The sequence below is a fragment of the Candidatus Methylomirabilota bacterium genome, from assembly GCA_003104975.1.
Lineage (GTDB): Bacteria > Methylomirabilota > Methylomirabilia > Methylomirabilales > Methylomirabilaceae > Methylomirabilis.
Genome location: PQAM01000008.1, coordinates 397,575 through 421,639, shown reverse-complemented (window position 1 = coordinate 421,639; position 24,065 = coordinate 397,575). Strand labels below are relative to the sequence as shown.

Genomic DNA, 24,065 nt, shown 5'->3' with positions numbered 1-24,065 from the left:
TAGCGCACATAAGCCGTCATACCCGCGGAAGTGGGTATCCAGTACAATCAATGGATTCCCGCTTAAGGACTGCGGGAATGACGGTACGGGTATTATTGCAACTAAGCACTAGAGCGTCATTGCGAGCGACCAACGGGAGCGTGGCAATCTCACCGTCGTTGTCCTGAAAGACTGTGAGATTGCTTCGGTCCCCTTCGCTTCGCTCTGGATCCCTCGCAATGACGCGGGAGGACTGTCAGAGCACTGCGCCCGATCGAAACGTTGGCGACACTATAGCAGGAAGCCGACGCTTGTCAAGGTCTACTTCAGGACTCGGTCGATGGGAGGCGGGGACTCCGGGTTCGACCCGTACACGATCATCTCGGCCAGCAACCCCAACGAGACCAGTTGAAGCCCGCCTACCACCATCAACACCGCGAGTAGGAACAATGGCCGACCTCCGATCCACTCCCCGAGCAGCCAGCCGACCGACAGATATCCGACGATGCCGACCCCGACCGCTCCCAGCAGCGCGCCGCCCAGCCCGAACAGATGCAGCGGGCGGGTCGTATAGCGCGTCAGCAGCAGGACCGTCAGCAGGTCGAAGAAGCCGCGTGTGATCCGGGCAGCTCCGTACTTTGATCGGCCGTACCGACGTGGATGGTGCCGGACCTCGACCTCCGCGACCCTGAAGCCGCGCCCGCCCGCCAGGACGGGGATGAATCGATGCAGATCGCCCTGCAGTCGAAGCTCGGCGATCACCGCGCGCCGGTAGGCCTTGAACCCGCAGTTGAGATCATGCAGGTTGACCCCGGTCACTCTGGAGGTCACGGCGTTGAAGAGTCGGGACAGGACGCGGCGCGACCAGGGATCCTGCCGGTTGACCTTCCAGCCGGAGACCAGGTCGTATCCCTCTTCAAGCCGACCCAGCAATCGGGGGATCTCCAGCGGATCGTCCTGGAGATCGGCGTCCATGGTGATGACCACCTCGCCCCGCGCCTCCCGAAATCCTGCAACCAGCGCCACCGTCTTCCCTTGGTTGCAGCGCAGCCGGATAATCGTGACTCGCGGGTCCGCATCGCGAAGCTTCTTGAGGCAGTCGAAGGAGCCGTCGGTGCTGCCGTCATCGACGTAGATCACCTCGCATCGGTCGCCATAGGGCCGCAACACGGCCGTCAGGGCCGTATGGAGCTCTTCAAGGCTCTCGGCCTCGTTGTACAGCGGGATGACCAGCGAGAGCGCCGGGCCGCCTTCGCTCATGGCCGTGCCCCGGCGCCCGACGGCGCCGATTGAGTCATTCGGTCCCGGCGGTCGGCCAACCGGGCCAGATTCGTCCTGGCCTCTGCCAATTCGGGCATCATCCGCAACGCCTCGCGAAAGGCTGCGGCCGCCTCCTCGAACCGGCCCTGCCTGGCCGCCAGCACGCCCAGGTTGTTTCTGGCATACGGGGCGGACCGACGGTTGCTCATCGCGGCCTGAAACTGCGCCTCGGCCTCCGTCACCCGCCCTTCACGCAACAGCACCGCCCCCAGCCACAGGCGCGGGATCATCTCATTGGGTCTGAGCGCAAGGGCGGCTTCCAAGGCCGTTCTCGCCGAAGCCAGTTCGCCACGATCGAGGTGGAGCTTGCCCAGGTTGCCGTGGGCGGTGGAAAAATCGGGCCTGATCCGGGTCGCCGCCTCCAGCTCCGCCTGTGCGAGCGCCAGTTCTCCCCGGCGCAGGTACGCCGCCCCAAGGTTGTTCCTGGCCCTCGCCGACTGTGGGGCCGTTTGCACCGTCTTGCGCCACAGCGTGAGCTCGTCCCGCCAATCGGTGTTCCGTGTTACCGTGCGCAGGGAGAACAGGACGAGCACAAGTGCGGCGGCCCCGAACACGACTCGAGACGATTGCCGCTCGGCAAGGGCGGGTTCGAGCAGCCCTACGAGCAGGAGACAGAATCCCACAGACGGCGTATAGAGGTAGTGCTCGGCCATCAGTTCATGGTGAGGGACGATCTGCGAGACCGGCAGCAGCGCGAGCGCGAACCAGGCGCCTCCGAAGGCCGCAAGCGGGCGGCGCGCGACCAGGAAGAGCCACCCATACCCGAGTCCGGCCAGGACCAGCAGTGCAGCCCAGGCCCAGGGATCGGTCCAGGAGTCCGTCACGGGGAAGGCATTGTACGAGTAGTCGGCGTTCAATCTCAGCGGAAAGGCCAGCAGACCGAGATAGTGCAGCACGACCCTTGACATGGTGAGCAGGGTCATGGCAAGGCTCCCGCCGTGATACGACTGCTGCCAGGTCCCACGCACGAACAGGAGGACATACGCCGCAAATCCCCCGGCCAGGACCGCGAGCGGCAGATAGAGCCGGCGGCCCTCCCGTATCGCCGCCCAAGCAGCCGTGAGGATCGCGCGCAGAGATTCCCTCGCGGTATCGCCGGCATGGTGTACCCGAACGCGGCGGTAGATGTCGTACCCGACACAGAGCAGCGGCAGGATGATCCCGCTCTCCTTGCTCAGGAAGGCGAGAGGGTAGAGCGCGATAGCAAGCACCAGATAGGCCGCCCGCCCGGTTCCGCGGTACCGCAAGAAGGCGTAGAAGCCGCCCAGAACAAAGAGGCCCGACAACACGTCCCGCCGTCCCGACAGGTACGTGACGGCATCAGTCTGAATCGGATGAACCGCGAACAAGAGAGCGGTCAGCAGCGCCGCCGGCAGGCGGTCGAATAGTCCTCTAGCGATCAGGAAGACCAGGACGGTTGAACCGGCGTGCAGCGCGATGTTGACGAGGTGATAGCCCCAGGGCTCCAGGCCGGAGACCGCGTAATCCAGGGCATACGAAGCGCTCCGGACCGGACGGTAGGCCCCGCGCCCGCTCAGAAGGGCATGAAGCGGGCCGAGGGGCCCGGATCCGCCTGGGCTGTGCAACTCCACGATCGTCTCGAGATCATCGAACAGGAATTCGTTCTGGAGGGAGTTGGCGTACACCGCCGCCACGACCGCGAGCAGCAACAGGATGGCGAGCAGGCTGGGCAGGTACCCTCCATTTCCGGACTGACCGACCTGCAGGGATCGGTTCTTTTTCTTCCGCACCTGCCACGTCCCGCTATGGCAGGCCGATCCGAACAGGTTGCGGCAGCCACGAGCGGCCGCCATCCACGGACCGGGTGATGACGATCCCGTGGCGGCCCTCGCTCCACGCGACGAACAGCCGCCCATCGCCGTCGGCACGGATCATCGGCGCGCTTCGGATGATCTCGGGAGGTTGGGCCGAATCGGCCAGGAACACTGCGCGACGGCGCCAAGTCTGCCCGTGGTCCTCCGATCCGTTCATCAGTACCTGCCATCCGGCCGGCCGGATGATCTGCTCCAGCCAGGCGACCCAGACATGCCCACGGTTATCATGACGGATCATCGGCGCGCCCGGCTGGCCTCCCTGGGGGCTGGTGCGCTCGAGCTGCACCGGCGGCACACTCCAGCTTGAACCGAAGTCGGATGAGTGGGCCATGAGCAGGCGTTTGAGCTCCTTGTCCTCCCCCTCGGCCCAGACGGCATACAGATGGCCCTGCTCATCGGCGCTCAACCCCCAATACAGGCTCTCGACCGCCTGCGGAGTGGCCGGATCAATCACGTTCAGACGGATCGGTGTGGCCGGCCAGCTCTGCCCCTCATCCAGGGATCGGTTGACGACCAGGACCTTGTCGAGTCTCGTCTCCTGCTTGCCGTCCTCCAGGGTGATGGCCCGCTCATCGAACTGCTCCCACATCACCGCCACGCGCCCGCCCGGCGACGTGACGATCAGCGGGCTGCGCGCGCCGAATCGGCTGTCCCCGGGTGGGCTTACCAGGATCGGCTTCTCAGCCCAGCTCCGTCCGTAATCGACGGATCGATTCAGGAAAATCTTGGACGAACTACCCTTCGCGGTCTCCTGCCAGACGACGTACAGACGCCCCGCCCCATCGGACGCGAGACGGACATTAACCAGCCCAAGTTCGGCGGTTGGATCGGCCCATTTCAGACCCGCCGACTCGCCCGTGAACGTCTCGCCGTGGTCAACGGAGGTCCTGAACTGCAGGTGGCGGTGGCCACGGAGCGGACCTTCGAGCCACGCGACGTAGACGCTGCTCTCGTCGTCGACCAGGAGATACGGCAACCCGACGTTGGCCGAAGCGGCCAGCTCCCGGGCCGGCTCCCAGCGCTTTCCTCCATCGAGCGAACGCGCCAGCATCAGTCGGTGCTGCTTTTTCGTCGCCTGATCCGATTGCCGCCAGGCAGCGTACAGATGCCCTTTGGCGTCGGCCGCGACCGTCATCCCCTGGACGATCGTCTCCTTATCGGCTTGTAACAAGGTCGTGGGCTTCTGCCAGGTCGCACCGGAATCCTGAGAGCGGGCGTACAGGATCTCCCAACTCGTACGCGGCTCGACCGCCTGCCAGAACAGATGGATCGCCCCATCCTGGCCGACGATCAGTTGCGGCATCAATTGCTCCAGCGCCTTAGACGCCGGTCGGGGGGTCTTGAGGCTCGTCTCGTTCTCCATCCCCCCTTGCAGGGCGCAGGCGGTGAGAGCGACGACCACCGCCAGCAGCCCGAACCCGCGCAATACTCGTACAATCATTCGGAACACCTCCATAGTTTCTATCGGATTGTCACACTTGGTTGATACCCTTCGTCATCGTGAGGCCGTGGTAGGCGTGGCAGGCATCCCCGATCAGAAGGGTGTATAGACGTGGAACCGCGTGCCTGAAGGACGCAATATCGGCCCGGCCCACCTCCAGGACCGCGGCGGCCAGGATCTCGGTTGCGGCGCGGATCTCCGCCTCCTGGGCGGGGGTCGGGGTATAGAGGCCGAACATCCGGACGTACTGAAGGATTTCCATGGCATGGCCGAGGAACTTCAGCCTGGTATCAAGATGAAATAGATGCGCATCAGCGGCAGGCGCGTCGGTCTTGGTCATGGCCTGGTAGTGCTGATTCGCCAGATAGGTCTCGGCCTTCATCCGCCAGATCAGCATATCGAGGATACGCGCGAGACGTCGCCGCCCCTCCTCGCCAAGGTGCCCGTATCGAACCGCCACCGCCAGACTGTAGATCACGTGGGTCCCGCCACAGGTAAAGCGTGTAATCGGAGCTCGTTCGCGTGGCATGATCCCCTGCTGCATGGCCGTCGCGTATGCTGCCGACCCCTGTTCCATAGCCGTGAAGAGGGTGGCGATCACATCGTGGAGCCTGATCTCCTGGTCGGCGGCGTTCTTCCAGACGGCCTTGTCCGGCGGCGTCGTGATGGAGAAGGCGATCACGCTCCAGGCCGCCTCGTCCCTCGTGTCGTGCAGGGGGCTCAAGGTCGTATCAAAGGTAAAAAGGGTTTTCCCGCTGTGTAAGAGATCGCCCACCGTCCGGCGGCGCCCCTGGACGATGAAAGAATGGTCCGGATCGACCCCGGCCTCCAGAAACGTCTTCAAGAGGGCATTGAAATGGCCGTCGGCGCCGCGCGCCATCTTCAGGTATGACCGCCCCCGGACTGTTTGCATCTCGAGGAAATGCGAACAGAGGTAGTCGACAGCCGGACCCTCGTCGAGCATGAAGTTCTTGCCGAAGGCCCGCACACCGTGCATCATGGCCCACGGATCATCCTTGACCGAGGCGTAACGACGGACGATGTCGCGCATCGCCTGCTTGGCCTTCGGCAGGCTGTTCCCCTGCCCGGAACCGGCCGTCACCGGTTCAGCGACCGCCAACGCGGCAAGGGGTCCAACCAGTAGTGCGCCCCCGCCGAGCGCCGCGTACCGAAGCAGGTCCCGCCTTGTCACGCCTCCACAACAGCACCGCACCTGTTCCGTCCTCCTTATATCTCCGATTCACGTACGCAGGATTGTGTCGTTGCCCGCCGACAGTGTCTATCTTCTAACCGATTGACACCGAGGCGTCAAGCCCTTTCACCGTACCAAGCATAACGATCGATCACGCAACCCATCCGTGTGTCTGCCATTGCGAGCACCCAAGGGTGCGCGGCAATCTCACCGTCCTGTTCTCGTGAGGAGGGCGGGTTGAAACCCGCCCCTACACTCGGGGCGAAGAACGGTTGGATTGCTTCGCTACGCTCGCAATGACGCGAAAGAGCACGCGATGTCATCGGTCTTTCTTTTTTTTCATCTTGCGGGCACCCTTCGTTCGCACTGCAGTTTCTTCAGTTCCGCCGACCCGGCTCTCTAACCCAAATGGCAGCCCTGCTTCATGCGACGGCACAAGGAATCGATAAAGAAACCATCCGATCACGAACGGCAGCAGTTGACTCGCTATCGACAGGTAGAAATTGACCCCCCACACGTAAAAACGGCCGGCAGAACTCTGCGGATCCCCTTGCGCCGGTTGCTCAAAGAACTTGACACCGATCAGAAGGTATACAAGATGGACCGCCAACAGGATCCCCAACGCGATCGCCAGCAGCTTGCACCGCGACCGCCAATCGATGCGTCGAAGTGAAAAGATGAGGGCAACCATCAGGATCAGATTGAAATGCGTCAAGTTGCCTCTGAATCCCTGGACCCGCATCTCTGCCCCTGGCGTCGAACTGGGACGCTTCAGGAGGATGTCGTGTTCCCAACCCTCAAGTCTTGGCGCAGGAGCGCTCTCAATGAGCGGGAGCACGAGGTTGGCACTCGACGCCAGGAGGCGATTATACGCCGGAGTCACGAGAAACCAGAGCGGCAGAACGAGGCAAAAGCTCAAGAGAAATCGGCCGGCAAAGATAAGGAGCGCTTTAGTGTTGAGGAGCACTGACGAAACGCACCGTCCAGTAGAGCCATATCAGGAGGGCGCAGAAGATGATCACCGATTGCCAGATCAACAGATGCGCCGTTTCGAAGAATGATGGGAAGTAGCGGCCGATATACATCAGGCTGACGACTCTAATAAGATTCAAGAAGAGAATCGCCGAGGCGCCAAACAGCAGCCCCTTCAGTTTCTCTTTCGCCCGGCTCGGATAGGCCAGGACGGCGGAGAGATAGATCGCCACCACAAACAGCCCGGTGCACACATCGTCGATTCGGGCCGTAAATCCCTCGACCTGGAGCACCGTACCCGTAGCCGTCGCCTCAACTGATAGGAGATTCAGGATCAATCCTCCGATGGATGCGAATGCCGTGGCCAGCGGCTGCCCGACGAAGTCCCGCATGACACTCGTACGCAGCAGGGTATACGAAGCAACGATGCATACGAAAAACGTCACGTATGCAGTCACCACAGGTCGACGTAAGAACAACGGCTGCGCCATCATATCCCCTGCTACTTCACGTCATGTTGAAGAGGAGTCATACGGGTAGAGAGATACACCAGTTGTCAGCCTGCTGTCAATACTTGATCGCCCCGCGGCCTCGCAGGCAGACCTGCAGCCACAGCAGGAACAGGCTGCCGAATCGGTAGAGGCCCTCATGGAGGAGGTTGAACTTGCTGCGACGGCGATCATCGCACCAGATAGGGATCTCGGCCACAGCCACGCCGTCGCGGTGGCCCCAGGCGATGAGTTGCACCACATAGGCGCTTCCATCGGCCAGAAGAGGAAGGTACGGCATGACGGCCGACCGTCGGTAGGCCTTGGCGCCGATCGAATAGTCGGTGAACTCCAGACCCAACAGTGTGCGCGTACAGGCGATAAACGCGGCGCTCGCCAGTCGCCGAAGCCACGAGCGCTGCTGCGCCCCCGTCTGCTTGGAGCCGATGACGATATCGGCCTCGGTGAGCAACGTCGCGGCCGATCCGATGAAGGCCAGGTCGATGGTCAGATCGAGATCCAGACAGACCAGCCGGTCGTATTGCGCGCGGCGGATCCCCTCTTTGAACGCGCGGCCGACGCCGCGGCGGTCGAGCGCAACGACGTGCAGATCGTTCCGGCCCGCCGCGCACGCATCGGCAATCTCGACGGTCCGATCGGTGGAGCCGTTGCTGACCAGGATAATCTCGTACTTCTCGATCTCCAGTTCCTTCAGGAATGCCCTCAGGCGATCGATGTTGGCGGCCAGGATGGCCTCTTCATTGTAGGCGGGGATCAGGATCGTGAGCGGATCGAGATTCAATCGAGGCCTGACGACAGGCGGCGGCATCATAGGGGATCGTTATCCGAAGAGCGCCGGTCGCACAAAGTCCATAAACAGGGCCGCCTGTCGCCGCCACAATCCAGGATCCATCCGGCGAAGCCTGGACCAGAGGATGGCCGGACGCAGGTAAAACTCATGAAAGGCGCGGTTCACCACCCCACGCAGGAAGGCCGCGTCATGCTCCCTGTCGAATACCTCGGGGAACAGCTCGCGCGAGCCGCTCATCTCGAAGAGCGCCGTCCCCCGGTAGGGACTGACGGCGTGGAAGGATGCGTACGTCGGGTTGAGGCGCTTGGCAAAGGCGATGGTGGCGTCCATATCCGCTTGGGTCTCCCCGGGAAAGCCGAACATAAAAAAACAGGCCTGATCGATCCCGGCCCGTTGTGTCTCCGCGACGCCCCGTTCGATCTGCTCGAGCGTAATCCGCTTGTTGGTGGCGGCCAGGACCTTAGCCGACCCGCTTTCCACACCGAAATGGATCAGCCGACAGCCGGCCCGCTTCATCAGGTTCAGCAGCGGACCGTCCACATAATCGGCCCTCGTCTGGCACGCCCACTCAAAGGGGAGGTCGGCCGATGCCAGCCGCTCACAGACCTGCCCGACATAGTCCCGGTTCGCTGTAAACTCCAGATCGATAAAATATCCCGTCCGGGCGCCCGCTTCCCTGACGAGATAGGCCACCTCGCGGATCACCTGATCGGGGTCCTTCCTCCGATAGCCTTTCCCATACATCTTCAGCAGACAGAAATGGCATCGGTAGTGGCACCCGCGCGTCGTTTCCAACAGCGCAAAACGGCCGCCGAGGATCTCATACCGATAATGGCGAAGGTCGAGAAGGCGGAATGCCGGCATCGGCAGTGCCGTCAGGTCGAGTGCCGGTCCCTCCGGGTTATTGCGAACGGTTCCATCAGACCGCCAGGTCACACCCGGAGCCTCCGACGGATCGTCGCCGCGACACAGCGCCTGTACGGTCAGTTCAGGCTCGCCACGGATGACGGCGCGCGCGCCCGTCATCTCAAGCAGCTCTTCCGGCGCAACGGTTCCATGCGCCCCCATCACGTACAGCTTGTCCCGCTCCACCAGACCGGTGACCGCCAGGAACGGTGCGAGGTCAAGGTTGGGACATTGCCATCGATCGATGGGAGACGAAGTCACAAAGACCAGGTCGTGCTGCGCCGCCGCCTCGGCAATCGCAGATAACGGGATCGACACGGCGCGCGCGTCGATCAGGCTGACGCCCACCCCGTCCTGTTCCAGGATCGCCGCGCAGTTCAGTAGATCGAGCGGCATCCAGGCGCGATTGAACCGGCGTCCCTTTCGGCTGACCAGTCCGTCCCAACTCGGATTGACCAGCAGGACCTTCAGCCGCCTCGCCTGCATGTTGCGCGCATCCTCTTATAATTATAAGGACCGATCATATCGTGTCCTTGAGCGTGCGACAAGCGCTTCCGTGAGTAGCCACGCGATACCGACTGCGGTGGCGGCCCACCCCGCATAATCGGGCCAGCGGTTGCCGAACACAAGGCGGACCTGTCTGGCCGTCGGATAGACCAGCATAAAGGCCGGCGAGACCAGATAGACCCGATCGGCGCCCTCAACGTGCCATTTTGGATGGTACGAGATCTTGATCAGGTGCGGGCGACCCGGACAGTCGGTCTCAAACCGCACCTCCTCGTTGGCAAGGGCGTCTTTCACACGGCATTCAGGTAAGGCCGATTGTTTCCCCGGCGCCTCGTCCAGACCCCTGAAGGGCTGTATAGCCTCTGGTGTCGGTTCACCCGCGCGCAAAAAAAGGAGCGGGACATCCAGCCATTCCGGTCTCTGGAACCAGTCATAGGCCAACCGCTTCCAGTCGCCATCCGTCACCGATGCCGGCGGATATCGAAGCGGGACGACATACTGGCCGTTCCCACGACGGACCTCAAAGATTTTGTAGGGTCCGATCGCCCCCTCCTCACGGTAGCCTGCGCTCGATGCCAGCGCTGCCTTGACCTCGTCCGTCACGGCAATCACCTGTTTGACGTTGAACAGCTCCAAATGGGCGAGGGCCTGTTCCGGATTGAATGTCGTACACGTATATGGAACGAACGGGCACGACGGGGTCTCGGTGAGCTCGGACTGAATATAAAAGATAAACGGGGCGCTTGGCGAGGACTGCATGTAGGCGCCCTCAAGTGTAGGACGTCCCGAAAAGAGCGGCAACGCCTCAAAGGCCCTGACCGTCCCGGCCTTGTCGTGAACCGGCGAGTGCTGATAGACCACCCGTGGACTGTGAGGGCCGCCCGGCACGCCGATACTATTGACGATCTGATAGTATCGCCACCACGGCTTTTGCTCCATCCCCTCGAAGTTCCAGCGGATCCATTTGGGGATATATGAGACCTGGGGCGCGACCCACGCGATCATCAGTACACCGATGACGATCGGGGCCGCCTGGCGAAGCGACGGCGGCAGTCGCATGACGAAGCGACCAAGACCGGCTGCCGCCAGTATCGTCAAAAAGAACTGGGCGAAGGCCAGGAACCTGACATCGACAAGATTCAGTCGGGGAGAGGCATAGTACAGGACGATAGAGAGAACGACAGGATAGGTCAGGTAGTAGACGATCCGAACCCACTCCTTATCCGTCTGTTTTTGTAACAACACCACGCCGACGGTGATCGCCGCCATGATGACGATGGGCCACAGCACGACCGGGGCGATCTCCAGGGGCGATTTGAACTCCCACGTAATGGGGAATCCCGTCGTGTAGTGAAGATAGGCGACGAGCGGCACCAGCCAGAATCCCAGCAAGAGCCCGCCGACCGCATAGACGCGTACCAGATACAGGAGCGTCGATCGAAACTGCGTGCTCACGGCGAGGAAGTAAAGCCCAAATCCTGCCGCCATCACCATCCCATAGCCATGGGCCAGACCGGTGAGGGCAAAGAGCACCCCGCACCACCCTACGTGGCGCTGCGCCGATACGCCACGATAGAGCGCGCCAAAAAAGAGCACCAGCAACATAAAGGACAGACTGTGCGAGAACTCCCCGGCCAGCGTACTGGGGAGGTTGCCGCCCCACATACTGTTGCCTGCGTTCAACAGAAATGGAAGCGTCAGGACAGCGCCGATGGCCGGTATGGGAAACGGGCAGCCGATCCAGCGGAGCGCGACCAGCGACGCGACCGGCAGTCCAAAGGTTCCGGCGAGGGTACCCAGTTTAAACGCAACGGGAAATGACGCGACAAGGCTCAAGCCGGCGATCAGCAGAAAGGCCAGCGGAAAGTAAAAGAGGAAAAGGGGATAGCCGGCAAAATTGCCCGGCATCCAGCCGACCAGCTTCCCATTGGGGAGCAGGTAATCCCGCAGATACCGAGCGGCGACATAGTGGGCGATCGTGTCGCCGCCAGCGGTAATGGTCGGCTGCAGCAGAAGGGAGGGCTTCAGGTACCAGAACAGGAGCCCATAGGTCAGCGCCAGCGCGGCCAGCGTACTGGCCCACTCCAGCCGGTTCGGCTGCTCATCCGCTGCAACCCCATCACTCAACGTGAACTAACCCCTCTAAAAAAGAAAAACGGGGATTGCTCCCCGTTTTTCATATTCATACAAACTGATCTGATTTAGACCGACTATGAGATGTGAGCTCGGCGGGCCTTGAGCATCCAGGCCATCGCGCCCAAGAACGCCACTCCGAGCGCCGCCATACCCCATGGACCGACCGTCGGAATGACGGTTGTGGTGGTGGTTGTGGTGGTGGTTGTGGTCGTCGTCGTGGTCGTCGTCGTCACCGTCACGCTGGTGGTATCCGAATCGCCCGTAGCGTCCTCGGCATTGTTGGCTCCGGTGATATCAAATCCCGCGCCGCCACCGGACACATTCAGAGTCCCCGCCGTATTCGCGGGGATGAATGAGGCGCCGTTATAGACGAAAAGGATGCCCTGGTTGTTATTCAAGGTGATCCCGTCGGCAGGTTGCGCAGCCCCATCAGCAATCGAACAGGTGGTGCCGCCATCAAACCCATACACGCTGCTGCCGCAATTGACGTCGCTGGTGATATGGGAAGCCGGTGAGGCTGCGGTAAGCGCCGTCAGCGCGCCATCGCCGAATCCAGACACCGTGGTCACGCCGGAAGCCCATGATCCGGATCCCGCGGCAGTGAAGGCGACCGCCGGAACGCATCCGGCCAACGACAAGATTCCGGTCCGCTTTCCCTGGGCCAGCGCGGTCAGCGGATTCGCCGGCACCCTGGCAATCAATGTCGTGCCGCTGCTCACGGTCTGAACGACGGTGGCCGCTGAATTGAAGGCGATCGACATCGAGACGTTTGTCAAACGGTCGTGGTCGGTTCCCGCCGGCTGTCCGTCGGAACAGAGGTACTGATACACAGTCCCATCGGCGGCAATATCAATCCGCTGCTGCACGCGGGCGTCGGCTGTTAATGGAACAATGACTCCTTGCAGCAGGAACGCCGATCCTACCAGGGAGAGCGTCAGCGTCTTACGAAAGCGACCCCTTCCTCCAGAACTCATCCTCACCCTCCTTGTCCCAACCATCAGGACATGATAGTTAGTCCGGATACTATCCTGTGTTCACGTCAGGGATGATCGTATAGCTGAAAACACGGGGATGAAATCGCCTAGCGCTTTCGCCCTCCCTTCGGCCCCCTTGCATGATCATTAATTCGCAACGCTCATTCTACCCTTAAAAAGGCGAATATGGCGTCTTGTGTATCACTGTCGCTTCATCGATGTCAAGTCTTTTTTTGTGGCCCAAGATATCCAAGATATCGTTGGGTCGCACCATTGCGAGCGACCAAGGGGAGCGCGGCAATCTCACCGTCCTGTTCTCGTGAGGAGGGCGGGTTGAAACCCGCCCCTACACTTGGGGCGAAGAACGGTTGGATTGCTTCGCTACGCTCGCAATGACACGGGCGGCTTTCTGATCGATGCGAGGGCCGATGGCTACGGCGGGCTGAGGGTCCGGACGGCCTGCTCCATCGCCTGGCGCACCTCCGGAACGGTCTCCTTGGACAGGGCGTCTTTGATCGGCTCCACCGATTCCCGGTCGTTGAGCTGTTCCAGGGCCATGGCCGCCTGAAGACGGACCCCCGCATCCGTATCGACCAGCGCCCGTTGCATCTCCGGCAACGCTTCCTTGGCGCCGACCTCGCGAAGGAGCACGGCCGCCCACCGCCGCACCCGCTGATCCGGGTCGGAGAGCGCCTGGCGCGCTGCCCGGACGGCCTGGGATGCCTTGAGCATGGCCAGCGCCTCAAACATTGCGACCTTCGCCTCCCCTTGCGCCTGTTCAGCGGCATCGATCAGGGGTGGAATCGTCGCGGGATCGCCGAGGCGGCCGAGGGCCCTTGCGGCGGCGGCCGGCAGATTCCGTTTGGCCGCAGCACGGCCGGCAAAGAACTCCTGGGGGCTGCGGGTGCGTGACGGCGGTCTATCCGGACTCTTGGCTCCAAGCGCCTGGATCAGCGCCTGCCGCGCCCGCCCATCCTTCAATTCCCCCAAACGCTCGGCCGCCGGGGCCTTGGCGGCGTCCGGATGGGCAGGGTCCTGAAGGATGTCGATCAACAGCGGCACCGGATCGATCCCTTCCCCGCCGATCCTCACCAGCGCCCACCTGGCGGCCAGCCGAACGGTCGGATCCGCATCGCCGCCGGCACGGCGCAACTGCGCGAGGGATTCCTGCGAGGCGTCCTTCATCGACCCCAGAGAGGCAGCAGCCGCGAAACGGACCTCGGCGGCCTCCTGTTCATCGGCCAGCCGCTCCACGAGGAAGGCTGCGACGGCTTTCTGCTGCGACGACCGGCCCACCACATGGACCATCGCGGCCCGGAGCGTGGGCCGCGTTTGCCTGTCTTGGATGACGGAAAAGATAGGATCGAGCGCCTTGGGATCGGTGGAGGCGGCCAGCGCCCTCGCGGCCTTCATGCGGACCCGATCCGATCGCGTCGTGTCGCGGACCACGGGGCTCAACGCCTCGACGTTGATCGCCTTTTGAACCGGGCGCTGGCGGCTCTGAAGTTCCGGCGTCGAGGCGCAGCCGGTCAGACCGGCGAAGATGAGGCAGACGATAGCCCAAGCGGCCGAACGGACCCAGTCGTTTTTCATTTGGCCACTATGGGACTGCAACCATACTTCATGCGTCAGTGGTACTGCGCCCATGGGCATGAAAGTGGGGGCGAGACCTTCGACCCCACAACCTGTCATTGCGAGCGACCAACGGGAGCGTGGCAATCTCACCGTACTTGATGCTGCGAAAAACGGTGAGATTGCTTCGGTCGCTACGCTCCCTCGCAATGACGCAGGAGAGGGACCTTTTAAGCACTAAGAGTGGGAAGGGCCACACGCTATGGCCGGTCACCCGCCGCGAGTGGGCTGACATCGCCACCCTGCAAGGGAATCTGGTACATGAAGGCCTGAAACGTGTTGAAATTCATCCCCACGATCCACCCCATGAACCCGCGATCGGCAGAGTGTATGTCCGCATGGCCGAAGAGCCCGGCCGCTCCAGGAACCGCGTCAGCGATCCGGGTGAAATCGAGATCTCGAGGATCAAGGCCTGGTGGATTAAGGATTCCTAGCCAACTCCCGAGCAAGAACCCGTCCGACCTGTAGACGTCCATATCAAGGTTCGTGTCGGTTGCCGTCGGGTTGAGCGCCAAGACGAAGGTTTGCCATCTCCCCTCCTCCGTCCAGTAAGGGATGTTGGCATCAGAAACATCCGGGATAGGGAAACCGCCGGGGCTCTCGATCACCTGGCTCTGCGCCGTATCCGACATGATCGCGACGGCATTGTTGCTGGTGATGAGGTTGTTACCATCTGAGACCCCGACCAGGAAGCTGACCGCAATATCGCCTCCCGTCGCGGCGAAATAGCAGAAGCCGAGGCCGGTATAATCAAGATCGGACGTGAGGCCCAAGCTGAGAGGGCTATGCACCGCCATCTCGAAAGCACCAACAGTGATATCGGTCCCCGCTGCAGGCCCGACGCGCTGGATGCCATCGTTGAAACACTTCACATTGACAGTGACACTGCCACCAATACCCAAAAAATCAGCGGTGTTCGAGATCAGATAGTGGGTCGTCAGGGGGCCGGGGGCCGTTCCGGCCGCCATGTCGAAGTGGCCATACGGGGCGACAAGGTCTGTTGCCTCGTTCCCATTAGCCCAGGCGGGCGAGAGCGGCGATAGTGCAGCCGCGAGACCCAGCGCCGATAGAGCAGCCAGCGTACGTCGGACGAATCGGTTCGTCTTCATGGCCTGCCTCCTTCCTTTCGGGTACGAACGGCTTCAGGCCGCTCACCCTCCTGTTAGCGTGCCAAACCACGCCTCCGAACACCCCTTCTTTTGCGATCCCTTCGTGCGATAGCTTTTCTTACATCCGGCCCTTGTCCCTGTCAAGCGGAAACTCCGTCCCGAGAATAAGGATTGATCGCGCACCCCGTTCATTTGTCTGTCATTGCGAGCACCCGAAGGGTGCGCGGCAATCTCACCGTCCTGTTCTCGTGAGGAGGGCGGGTTGAAACCCGCCCCTACAGTTGGGGCGAAGACCGGTTGGATTGCTTCGCTACGCTCGCAATGACGCATCCCAACATCCATTCTTGGGTCTGCCGTTACCCTTGACAGAGGTGCAAGCTCATTGCTATGGTACACTTAGTGTCCTGGGTCAGAAGTTCGGCGAAGAAGTAGGTGCCCCATGTGCCGTCATTCCCGCGAAAGCGGGAATCCAGAACTCACGCTATTCCCTGGATTCCGGCTCGCGCCCGCGATGCGGCCCCCGACCTGATCGGGGGCGGAATGACGTCCAGAATTATGCAACGAATTTCAGAAACGGGACACTAGCTTATCAATTGGCAATTGATTCGAAAGCCCCCCACTGCCCCCTCCCCCGCACCCAGGGGTCCTGGGGAGGGTCAGGTTGGAGGAGGCGTCGTTGACATTATGATGCGCCACGGTACCGCCATCGCTATCCTCTTCGGTGTGATCGCCGCCTGTGCGTGCTCGCCGGCGGCCGACGCCGCCACGAATACCGAACTGGTGCCGGGATCGAGGATCGTGTTTCCGTACTATGATCTGCGACCCGGATTTGCGACCTTGCTGTTTCTGACCAATACCGGCTCGACCCCCGCGTCTGCCGCCTTGGAATTTTACGATGCGACATGCGCCCGCCAGGACACCGTCATGGGCCTTTCAACCGGCGATATCGATCCGCTCGATCTGAGCCAGGTTATCTCCGGCACCGCATTCGGGAGCTTTCTGCAGGGTTTCATCGACGTCGCTGCCGGCGCAGACGTCCTGATAGGCACGGCGCTCGTCGTCAATATGGTCGATGACTGGGCGATCGCGTATAACGGGGCGACGGCGCGGCGACAAACGGGTGGCGTAACGCCCTTCGAACCGTACCCCACCGGCCTCTTCTTGCCCGCGTTCCTGACCTCGGGACAACTTGGGGGCGGTGTACTGGCGGACGGCCTGCTGATCGTCGCCGCCCCGCACCCGACCGTTCCAGGCGGCGAGCTCCCCGACAGCCCCCTCCAGGACAAGCCCATCCAGGCATCGGTCGAGGTCTTCCTTCAGCAGGAGGACGGCACCATGACCCAACGCTCTTCCGCGTTGAACGGCCACTACATCATCTCGCCGATCGGCGCGATCGCGGGCGCGCTCTCTCCCACGTTGGGATGGCTTTCCATCAGGAATCATGCGTCAGACGAATCGGGGAACCCGTTCGGGCTGGTCGGTCTGTACATCCAGACGTTGGTCGGACCGAACAGCGGCTCTGCGATGGCCATTCGACTGTCCGGCGACCCGTCCGCTGCCTCGACCCCTCCGGGCCCATAGCGGCGTGAACGGGGACACGCCGGATCCCACGCATCCGAGCGGCGCCCGGTCGCTATGAGGATTTGCCTCGTCGGCCCTTTCCCCCCTCTGCGCGGCGGGATCGCCCATTACAACGCGCAGCTCGCGCTGGAACTTAACATACGCCACGAAATCGTATTGATCTCGTTCTCGCGCCAGTATCCGGCCTTGCTGTTCCCGGGTCGAACCCAGTTCGGCCAGGACCCCCCGCCCCAGAGACTTGCCGCGGAGACGCTTCTGGACTCTATCAATCCGGTAAGCTGGCTGTACGCCGGTCGTCGGATCACAGAGATCGCCCCCGATCTGACGGTCGTTCACTGGTGGCATCCTTTTTTTAGCCCCTGCCTCGGAATCGCGCTGCGACGGGCGGCGAGGCGATCCCGTAACCGCGTGCTCTTCATCTGTCACAACGTAGTCCCGCACGAGCCGTTTCCCTTGGCGCGCGGGCTGAGCCGCTTCGCCCTGACGGCGGGCGATGCCTGGCTCGTCCACTCGGAAAGCGACCGACGGGCGCTCCAGTCGCTCAATCTGCGGGGCGACCCCCTGGTTGTCCCCCAACCTCCGGGGCAAGGATTCGGCGAACCGATCGACAAAGAGACGGCCAAGAAACGCCTTGGTCTTACGGGGACGGTTCTACTCTTCTTCGGCTTGATCCGCCGTTATAAGGGGCTCGCGCAACTGCTGACCGCGATGCCGCTGGTGCTCAAACAGGCGGACTGTACCCTGCTCGTGGTCGGCGAGTTTTATGAGGGAAAGGACGACTGCCTGCACCTCATCACCACACTGGGCCTTGCATCGAGGGTCCGAGTGATCGATCGCTTTGTGCCGGATGATGAGGTCAGCCTCTACTTTTCCGCCGCCGATCTGGTCGTCCTTCCCTACGAATCGGCGACCCAGAGCGCGATTGTTCCCATCGCCTACGCCTTCGAGCGCCCGGTGGTCGCCACCCGCGTCGGCGGACTGCCGGAGGCTGTCCGTGAGGGCGAAACCGGTCTCCTGGTCGAGCCCCGCGACCCGACCGCTCTGGCGGCGGCCGTGATTCGTTTTTTTGAAGAGGGGCTGGAGACGACGTTACGCCGCAATATTGCGGAGCAGAAACGGTTCTCATGGGCGGATCTGGCACGTACCCTGGAAATGACGGGAGCCTCGCATCATTGATAAAACTGAAGTCGGCGTTGATCGTGCTTCTGCTGGGGCTGACGACCGCTGTTGTGGTCGGCCTGTTCTTACTTACGCTCGCGCTACCCAGCCTCATCCCGCGGCTCGTCTGTACGCCGTACGGGATTCGTTGCGCCGTTGGGCAGATCACCATCCGTCCCCATTTGAACCTGACCATGGACCTGGTCATTGACCATCTGACGCTGTTCGATCCCCAGGGCCGAGAGACGGCGCTGCGGGTGAAGCGTCTTGCCGCAACGCTGGGTTTGCCCTCGGTGATCCGTACCGGTGAGGTCATGCCGACCGAGGTGCGGATCGAGCACCCAGAACTGCTGCTCCGACAACTCGACGATGGCCGGTGGAATCTCCAGGTATTGGCTCAGGAGGTACAGCGGCACGTGCAGCCTGCCGCCCGGTCCACCGCATTACGGATCCCCAGGGTCTCGCTCGCCGGCGGCGTCGTTCAGATCGGCAACGACCGGGTCGCCGATATACACGTCACGCTCGAGCCGCGGCCCGCTCCGTTATTGTTCGAGATGCAGGGGCAGGCCGTCGTCGGCGGACGCTCGATTCGAATCGACGGCGCGCTGAGCCATCTGTTTGATGGGCGGATTCAGGCGCAGGTCCCGGAGGACAAGGCGCAGGCCGCAGTGCGGTTTCATCTTGATGGGTCGACGCGCGCCCTCGCGATTTCTGAATGGTCATTCGCCATAGAGGGGGCGTCGGCTCGCGGGACGGCGGACGTCCGGTATGCCGACTGGCCGCCCGCCTATTCGCTGACCGTCGCCGAGTGGCGCGCGGATGTGGGCGTCCTGGCCCGACACCCCTCCTTCTCCCGACTGTCCGGCCTCACCGGGACGATCGAGGGCAGGCCGACGACGCTTCAGGGCCGTTGGCCGGACCTGCCAGCAGGACAGGCCGCTGCCGTCTTCACGGACGGCACATTGGCGCTCCCCGCGCAGCAGGTGACCATCGCCGCACTGAACGGCGACCTCGACCTTCAGCTTGAGGGACGCAGGCTGCAGGGACGAATGGAGCTGCGCGGCAGGACGATTGAGCTGCGCGGACAGCGGTACAGTGATCCGTCGCTCCGCGCCTCCTTCAGCGTCGACCCGACAACCGGCGATATGACCGCCGACGATCTGCGTATATCGATCTCCGGCGCACGGATCGACGCCAAAGGGACCGGACGGGGGTGGGGACGCGACCGTCTCGACCTGACAACCACCGAACTGCGGATCGAGCCGGCGCTGCTCGCGCAGCTTTCCCGTTTGGCCGGCGGAGGCCTCACGATGACGCAACTCGCCGATCCCTCGATCCGCCTGTCGTGGCAAGGCGACAGGCGCCCATGGAAGGCGGAGATGCGGGGCCGATCGATCCGGCTGCAGATGGCCGCCGCGGACGGCGCGGCAGCGCTGCAGAACGCACAGATCGTTGTCCGGGGGATCGGGGTGTCGGGGCGTCGTCTCGAGGGCGCGTTGACCGTCGACCGGATCGATTTTGCCGGGCAGCGCCTGAGCGGGCTGACCGCCGGTTTTGCGGTCGGCCCAGACCGGGTCCGCATTCCCACGTTTCATGTGATCGCCGGCAACGGCGATATTCGGGGCCATGCGTCGCTGATCAGCACTGCGGCCGCACAGGAGATACGCATGGCGCTGTCAGCCCGCGGCCTTCGTCCCCAGTTGCTGTCCGCCGCAACCGACACAGCGGCCGACGCGCAGGGGGTCACGCTCGACACCGATCTCGCGATTGAGGCCACCGTCGGCAGATCACGACCGCTGACCGGCCGCGGCGCGATCACGCTTCACGGTCTCTCGCTCAACCTGGCGCGGACACAGGCCCGACCGGCGTCGCTTGGCGGAAGATGGGGCGGCTCGATTCCCTTCGCGCTCGACGCGGCCGCGCTGACGATTCCCGAGACGACCCTGCGCAACGAGGCGGGACAGGTGTTGATCCTCGCCGGCAGTCTGCCGGTCGACGGACGCGCCGGCAGCGCCATGCGCGCTCGCCTGGCCGTTCCGTGGACGGAGCTCTCCACCTTTCGCCCGACACTCGCCGCCCTGACAGGAGACCCGCCCGAGGCGATTCGGCTCGCCGGTCGGCTTCGGACCGATGTGGAACTGATCGGTCGGGACTATCACGCAACCCTCGCCTTGCGGAACGTCGGCGTGGAATTGAAGGGCGTCCGTCTGGACGGCGCCACCGGCGTCATTCCGTTGGACGGACGGACCGGTTCGACAGGCCTGCCGCCGGTCGATCGGCATTCGACCACATCTGCAGACCGCGCGTCGGTGTCCGGGCAGTTCGGGCGGCGCCGCCTGGCGGAAGGGCAATTCGAGGCGGCATTGACACAACTGTCGAAGGTGCCGGCCACGGCGTCCGGATCGCTGACCGTCAGGGCGCTTCGCTACGATCCGATCGAGCTTCGCGGCATCGCCGTCTCCCTTGCGTCGTCCGATGGTCGGATTGCCGTACAGCGGTTTACCTTTGATGCGTGGGACGGGCGGTTGGGCGGATGGGGAACGATAGCGCCGCTTGGCGGAGGAATCGCGTTGACCATTCTGACGGATGGACTGAGTCTGCGCGCGATTTGTGATGCCTTTCCGCCCATCAAGGGATATATTCATGGGCGAATCAACGGGATGGTCGAACTGGCGATCCCGCGTCCGGCCATCGATCAGGCGGTCGGGAACGCGCGGTTCTGGGCCATAGAGTCTTCACGAGAAAAGCGGAAGATCAGCCGGGCCTTGATCGAAAAGTTGGCAGGACAACAGATCCGTTATTTCAACCTGTTCGGCGTGCCGCGTCGGTACAATCACGGTGTGCTGGAGGTCGCGCTGAACACAGGCGATCTGGTCTTCCATGAGCTGGAGATCTCCCACACTATTTTGGGCTACAAGGATCTGGATGTTCGCGTCTCGCCCACATTCAACCGAATCGGGTTGGCTCACCTGCTCGAAAGCCTCCGCGAGGCCATCGAACGTATCAGGAGGGTCTCCGGCGCGCCGAATCCCTGAATCATCGTCGGTCAGAATCTCAACCGGAAGGAGGATGTTGATGCGCACATACCGAACACCGCTTGTGATGTTCACCGCCGGCGCGCTGCTGAGCATCGCCGCATGCGCGGTCATTACCGTGAACGTCTATTTCCCGGAAAAGGATGTCAAATCGGCCTATAAGTCGCTGGAAGAAGAGTTACTGCAGACCCCGAACAAAGAACAGGAACCCGCGCCGAGCCAGGCGCCGTCGTCACATCTGTGGAACAGGCAACAACTCCTCGCCGCGACACGCGCATGGCGAATCGCGCTGGTGACCGAAGCCATGGCTCAGGATGATCTGTCGCGGCGTATTACGGAGGAGATCAAGGGTTATCCGGAGGTCGTTGCCGCCTACAAAGGGGTCGGCGGGCGGCTTGCCCGACTGAACCAGCTCCGAGAACAGGGATTGGTCGGCGAGGCGAACAACGGCAGGGTCACCTTTCGCGCCGGCCCGCCGCAGGTCAGCGAGGCCGATACGGCGCTGCTGGGCGAGGAGAACCGGGACCGCGAGGTCATCATCAACGGGATGGCCAGGGCGATCCTCAAGCTGACCAGGCAGGAGGGCACGCCCGCGAATCTGGCAAGGGTGAAGACAGAGGCCGCTGAAACCTTTGCGTCGATCCGCCGTGAGGCGGCCAAGTCGGGCTGGTGGGTGCAGCGTCCGGACGGCGCCTGGACGCGTAAGTAATCCTACGCCTCGTCGTGTCTGGCCTTCAGGTCAGCCACGACAGCGGCATCCGCCAGTGTGGTCGTATCGCCCAACGCCCGGCCTTCGGCGATGTCGCGGAGCAGACGACGCATGATCTTCCCGCTCCGGGTCTTCGGCAGCTCGGCCGTAAAGATCAGGTCGTCCGGTCTGGCGAAGGCGCCGATCTTTTTCGCCACATGCGCCTTGATCTCCGCCTGAAGTTCGGGGGTCGGTTTGACACCGTCCCGAATGGTCACGAAGGCCGCAACCGCCTGTCCCTTGATCTCGTGGGTGCGGCCGATGACGGCCGCCTCCGCCACAACGGGGTGATCGACAAGGGCGGATTCCACCTCCGCCGTCGAGACACGATGACCGGAGACATTCATCACGTCGTCGACGCGTCCCAGTAACCAAAAATCGCCGTCCTTGTCCCGGCTGGCCCCGTCACCGGTGAAGTAGAGACCTTTATACGTCGACCAGTATTGCTTTGTAAAGCGATCGGGATCGCCCCAAATGCCGCGCAACATGCCGGGCCACGGCTGCCGGAGCACGAGGTAGCCGGTGGTCGCGGGCTGACCGTTTTCATCCACCACCTCGGCATCGATCCCCGGAAAGGGACGAGCGGCCGATCCGGGCTTGAGCGGCGTAATCCCCGGCAGCGGTGTAATCAGGATATGGCCGGTCTCCGTCTGCCACCAGGTGTCCACCACCGGGCAGCGGCCGCCGCCGATGACCTCCCAATACCACATCCACGCCTCCGGATTGATCGGCTCACCGACACTCCCCAGCAAGCGGAGGCTGGACAGGTCGCACCGTTTCGGGTACTCCTCGCCCCACTTCATAAAGGTGCGGATGGCCGTCGGCGCGGTGTAGCAGATCGTGATCCCGTACTTCTCGATGATGCGCCAGAAACGATCCTTGTCGGGGTAGTCGGGGCTCCCCTCATACATGACGGTCGTGGCCCCGTTGGCCAGCGGCCCGTAGACCACATAGGAATGGCCCGTCACCCACCCCACGTCGGCGGTACACCAGTAGACATCGTCGTCCTGGAGATCGAAGACCCACTTATGGGTGGCGACCACGCCGGTCAGGTAGCCGCCCGTCGTATGGATGATCCCCTTCGGCCTGCCGGTCGAGCCGGAGGTATACAGCAGAAAGAGCATGTCCTCGGCGTCCATGATCTCGGGCGCGCACCGCGCCGGGGCATCCTTGATGAAGTCGGTCCACCAGACATCCCGGCCGGGCGTCATCTCGACCGCCTGTCCGGTCCGCCTCACCACCACCACCGTCTTGACGCCGGGACATGCCCTGAGCGCCTCGTCGGTGTTCCGCTTGAGCGGCACTGCCCCGCCGCGACGGAAGCCGCCGTCGGCCGTAATCACCAGGGCCGAGTCGGCGTCACGGATCCGGTCCCGGACCGCCTCGGGTGAGAAGCCGCCGAAGATGACGCTATGAGGCGCGCCGATGCGCGCACACGCCAGCATCGCGATCACGACCTCCGGGATCATCGGCATATAGATCGTGACCCGATCCCCTTTGTTGACACCGTGCCGCTGCAGCGCCGCCGCAAAGCGGCTGACCTCGCGATAGAGATCCCAGTAGGTCAGGGTCCGGGTCTCACCCGGTTCCCCCTCCCAGATCAGGGCGGCCTTCGTCCGCAGCGGGCCGTTAATGTGACGGTCAAGACAGTTATAGGCGACGTTCAGCTTGCCGGCGATAAACCACCTGGCGTGCGGAATCTTCCACTCCAGCGCCCGCTTCCATGGCTTGAACCAGTGGAGGGTCTTGGCCTGGCGCTCCCAAAACCGAACCGGATCGTGTGCCGCCTCCTTGTAGACGGCCGGACTATTGACAATCGCGCGCGCCCTGAACGCCTTCGTCGGCTTGAACCGTCGCCGCTCGCTCAGCAGTCTCGCCACGGCATCATCGCCCCGGCTTTTCGTGATCGCCATAGGTTCCTCCGTTTCAGAGTATCCGCAACCTTCGATATACCCTGTACGAGTGTGGGCTGCCATTGTACGTGACGTCGAAGAAGGCTGACAACCGTTTTTGTGCAACTATCCTATTACGGTCATAGCGGATATCGCCGAAACACCGGGAAGACCGTCGACAATTCTGCGCCTCCTTCAGAACAAGCCGGGTATTGCCGATAAACATAGCGGTGCGGCTTGACCGCGTGGTGTTCCTCATCTACGCGCTATCGCTACTATTTGACTGCAATAATACCCGTACGTCATTCCCGCAGTCCTTAAGCGGGAATCCATTGATTGTACTGGATAC

General features: G+C 62.7%; 16 protein-coding genes. 3 read left to right on the top strand and 13 right to left on the bottom strand.

Features of this window, described 5'->3' with window-relative positions:
- Positions 1-300: 300 nt before the first annotated feature.
- The 12 genes from C3F12_05630 to C3F12_05575 form a co-directional block, all read right to left on the bottom strand.
- Positions 301-1,239, bottom strand: a complete 939-nt coding sequence (locus tag C3F12_05630) for a glycosyltransferase (GenBank protein PWB47449.1) — start codon at positions 1,237-1,239, stop codon at positions 301-303.
- A complete protein-coding gene (locus C3F12_05625) occupies positions 1,236-3,176 on the bottom strand; it encodes a hypothetical protein (GenBank protein ID PWB47448.1) in 1,941 nt (646 codons plus the stop codon). The genes C3F12_05630 and C3F12_05625 overlap by 4 nt, the downstream gene beginning before the upstream one ends.
- On the bottom strand, positions 3,064-4,590 hold the full coding sequence (locus C3F12_05620) for a hypothetical protein (GenBank protein ID PWB47447.1): 1,527 nt from the start codon (positions 4,588-4,590) through the stop codon (positions 3,064-3,066). The genes C3F12_05625 and C3F12_05620 overlap by 113 nt, the downstream gene beginning before the upstream one ends.
- A 16-nt stretch (positions 4,591-4,606) precedes the next feature.
- Positions 4,607-5,767: a hypothetical protein gene (locus tag C3F12_05615; protein PWB47446.1), complete on the bottom strand. Its 1,161-nt coding sequence runs from the start codon at positions 5,765-5,767 to the stop codon at positions 4,607-4,609.
- A gap of 319 nt (positions 5,768-6,086) precedes the next feature.
- A complete protein-coding gene (locus C3F12_05610) occupies positions 6,087-6,734 on the bottom strand; it encodes a hypothetical protein (protein PWB47445.1) in 648 nt (215 codons plus the stop codon).
- A complete protein-coding gene (locus tag C3F12_05605; protein PWB47444.1) occupies positions 6,718-7,233 on the bottom strand; it encodes a hypothetical protein in 516 nt (171 codons plus the stop codon). The genes C3F12_05610 and C3F12_05605 overlap by 17 nt, the downstream gene beginning before the upstream one ends.
- Positions 7,234-7,306: 73 nt before the next feature.
- Positions 7,307-8,056, bottom strand: a complete 750-nt coding sequence (locus tag C3F12_05600) for a glycosyl transferase family 2 (protein ID PWB47608.1) — start codon at positions 8,054-8,056, stop codon at positions 7,307-7,309.
- 12 nt (positions 8,057-8,068) lie between these two features.
- Positions 8,069-9,430: a hypothetical protein gene (locus C3F12_05595; protein PWB47443.1), complete on the bottom strand. Its 1,362-nt coding sequence runs from the start codon at positions 9,428-9,430 to the stop codon at positions 8,069-8,071.
- A gap of 21 nt (positions 9,431-9,451) precedes the next feature.
- Positions 9,452-11,578 carry a hypothetical protein gene (locus C3F12_05590; GenBank protein ID PWB47442.1) on the bottom strand — a complete coding sequence of 709 codons (2,127 nt, stop codon included), beginning with the start codon at positions 11,576-11,578 and terminating at the stop codon, positions 9,452-9,454.
- An 83-nt stretch (positions 11,579-11,661) separates the two neighbouring features.
- On the bottom strand, positions 11,662-12,561 hold the full coding sequence (locus C3F12_05585) for a hypothetical protein (protein PWB47441.1): 900 nt from the start codon (positions 12,559-12,561) through the stop codon (positions 11,662-11,664).
- A gap of 432 nt (positions 12,562-12,993) precedes the next feature.
- Positions 12,994-14,253, bottom strand: a complete 1,260-nt coding sequence (locus tag C3F12_05580; protein ID PWB47440.1) for a hypothetical protein — start codon at positions 14,251-14,253, stop codon at positions 12,994-12,996.
- Positions 14,254-14,393: 140 nt separating this feature from the next.
- On the bottom strand, positions 14,394-15,302 hold the full coding sequence (locus tag C3F12_05575) for a hypothetical protein (GenBank protein PWB47439.1): 909 nt from the start codon (positions 15,300-15,302) through the stop codon (positions 14,394-14,396).
- A gap of 684 nt (positions 15,303-15,986) precedes the next feature.
- Between C3F12_05575 and C3F12_05570 the strand changes: the two genes are divergently transcribed.
- The 3 genes from C3F12_05570 to C3F12_05560 all read left to right on the top strand — a co-directional run bounded on the left by C3F12_05570 (position 15,987) and on the right by C3F12_05560 (position 21,785).
- Positions 15,987-16,883, top strand: a complete 897-nt coding sequence (locus tag C3F12_05570; GenBank protein ID PWB47438.1) for a hypothetical protein — start codon at positions 15,987-15,989, stop codon at positions 16,881-16,883.
- Positions 16,884-16,937: 54 nt separating this feature from the next.
- Positions 16,938-18,059 carry a glycosyl transferase gene (locus C3F12_05565; GenBank protein ID PWB47437.1) on the top strand — a complete coding sequence of 374 codons (1,122 nt, stop codon included), beginning with the start codon at positions 16,938-16,940 and terminating at the stop codon, positions 18,057-18,059.
- A 2,862-nt stretch (positions 18,060-20,921) separates the two neighbouring features.
- Positions 20,922-21,785 (top strand): DUF1318 domain-containing protein, encoded by an 864-nt coding sequence (locus C3F12_05560; GenBank protein PWB47436.1) that lies wholly within the window; start codon positions 20,922-20,924, stop codon positions 21,783-21,785.
- Positions 21,786-21,787: 2 nt separating this feature from the next.
- On the opposite strand, the gene acs is transcribed toward C3F12_05560, so the two are convergent.
- Positions 21,788-23,737, bottom strand: a complete 1,950-nt coding sequence (acs, locus tag C3F12_05555; protein PWB47435.1) for an acetate--CoA ligase — start codon at positions 23,735-23,737, stop codon at positions 21,788-21,790.
- Between the last annotated feature and the right edge of the window lie 328 nt (positions 23,738-24,065).

What these genes read in the sequence shown, in the direction of transcription:
- C3F12_05630 (PWB47449.1), bottom strand. Translation starts at nt 1,239, where the DNA reads ATGAGCGAAGGCGGCCCGGCGCTCTCGCTGGTCATCCCGCTGTACAAC.
- C3F12_05625 (PWB47448.1), bottom strand. Translation starts at nt 3,176, where the DNA reads ATGGGCGGCTGTTCGTCGCGTGGAGCGAGGGCCGCCACGGGATCGTCA.
- C3F12_05620 (PWB47447.1), bottom strand. Translation starts at nt 4,590, where the DNA reads ATGGAGGTGTTCCGAATGATTGTACGAGTATTGCGCGGGTTCGGGCTG.
- C3F12_05605 (PWB47444.1), bottom strand. Translation starts at nt 7,233, where the DNA reads ATGATGGCGCAGCCGTTGTTCTTACGTCGACCTGTGGTGACTGCATAC.
- C3F12_05600 (PWB47608.1), bottom strand. Translation starts at nt 8,056, where the DNA reads ATGCCGCCGCCTGTCGTCAGGCCTCGATTGAATCTCGATCCGCTCACG.
- C3F12_05595 (PWB47443.1), bottom strand. Translation starts at nt 9,430, where the DNA reads ATGCAGGCGAGGCGGCTGAAGGTCCTGCTGGTCAATCCGAGTTGGGAC.
- C3F12_05585 (PWB47441.1), bottom strand. Translation starts at nt 12,561, where the DNA reads ATGAGTTCTGGAGGAAGGGGTCGCTTTCGTAAGACGCTGACGCTCTCC.
- C3F12_05580 (PWB47440.1), bottom strand. Translation starts at nt 14,253, where the DNA reads ATGACAGGTTGTGGGGTCGAAGGTCTCGCCCCCACTTTCATGCCCATG.
- C3F12_05575 (PWB47439.1), bottom strand. Translation starts at nt 15,302, where the DNA reads ATGAAGACGAACCGATTCGTCCGACGTACGCTGGCTGCTCTATCGGCG.
- C3F12_05570 (PWB47438.1), top strand. Translation starts at nt 15,987, where the DNA reads ATGATGCGCCACGGTACCGCCATCGCTATCCTCTTCGGTGTGATCGCC.
- C3F12_05565 (PWB47437.1), top strand. Translation starts at nt 16,938, where the DNA reads ATGAGGATTTGCCTCGTCGGCCCTTTCCCCCCTCTGCGCGGCGGGATC.
- C3F12_05560 (PWB47436.1), top strand. Translation starts at nt 20,922, where the DNA reads ATGAGCTGGAGATCTCCCACACTATTTTGGGCTACAAGGATCTGGATG.
- acs (PWB47435.1), bottom strand. Translation starts at nt 23,737, where the DNA reads ATGGCGATCACGAAAAGCCGGGGCGATGATGCCGTGGCGAGACTGCTG.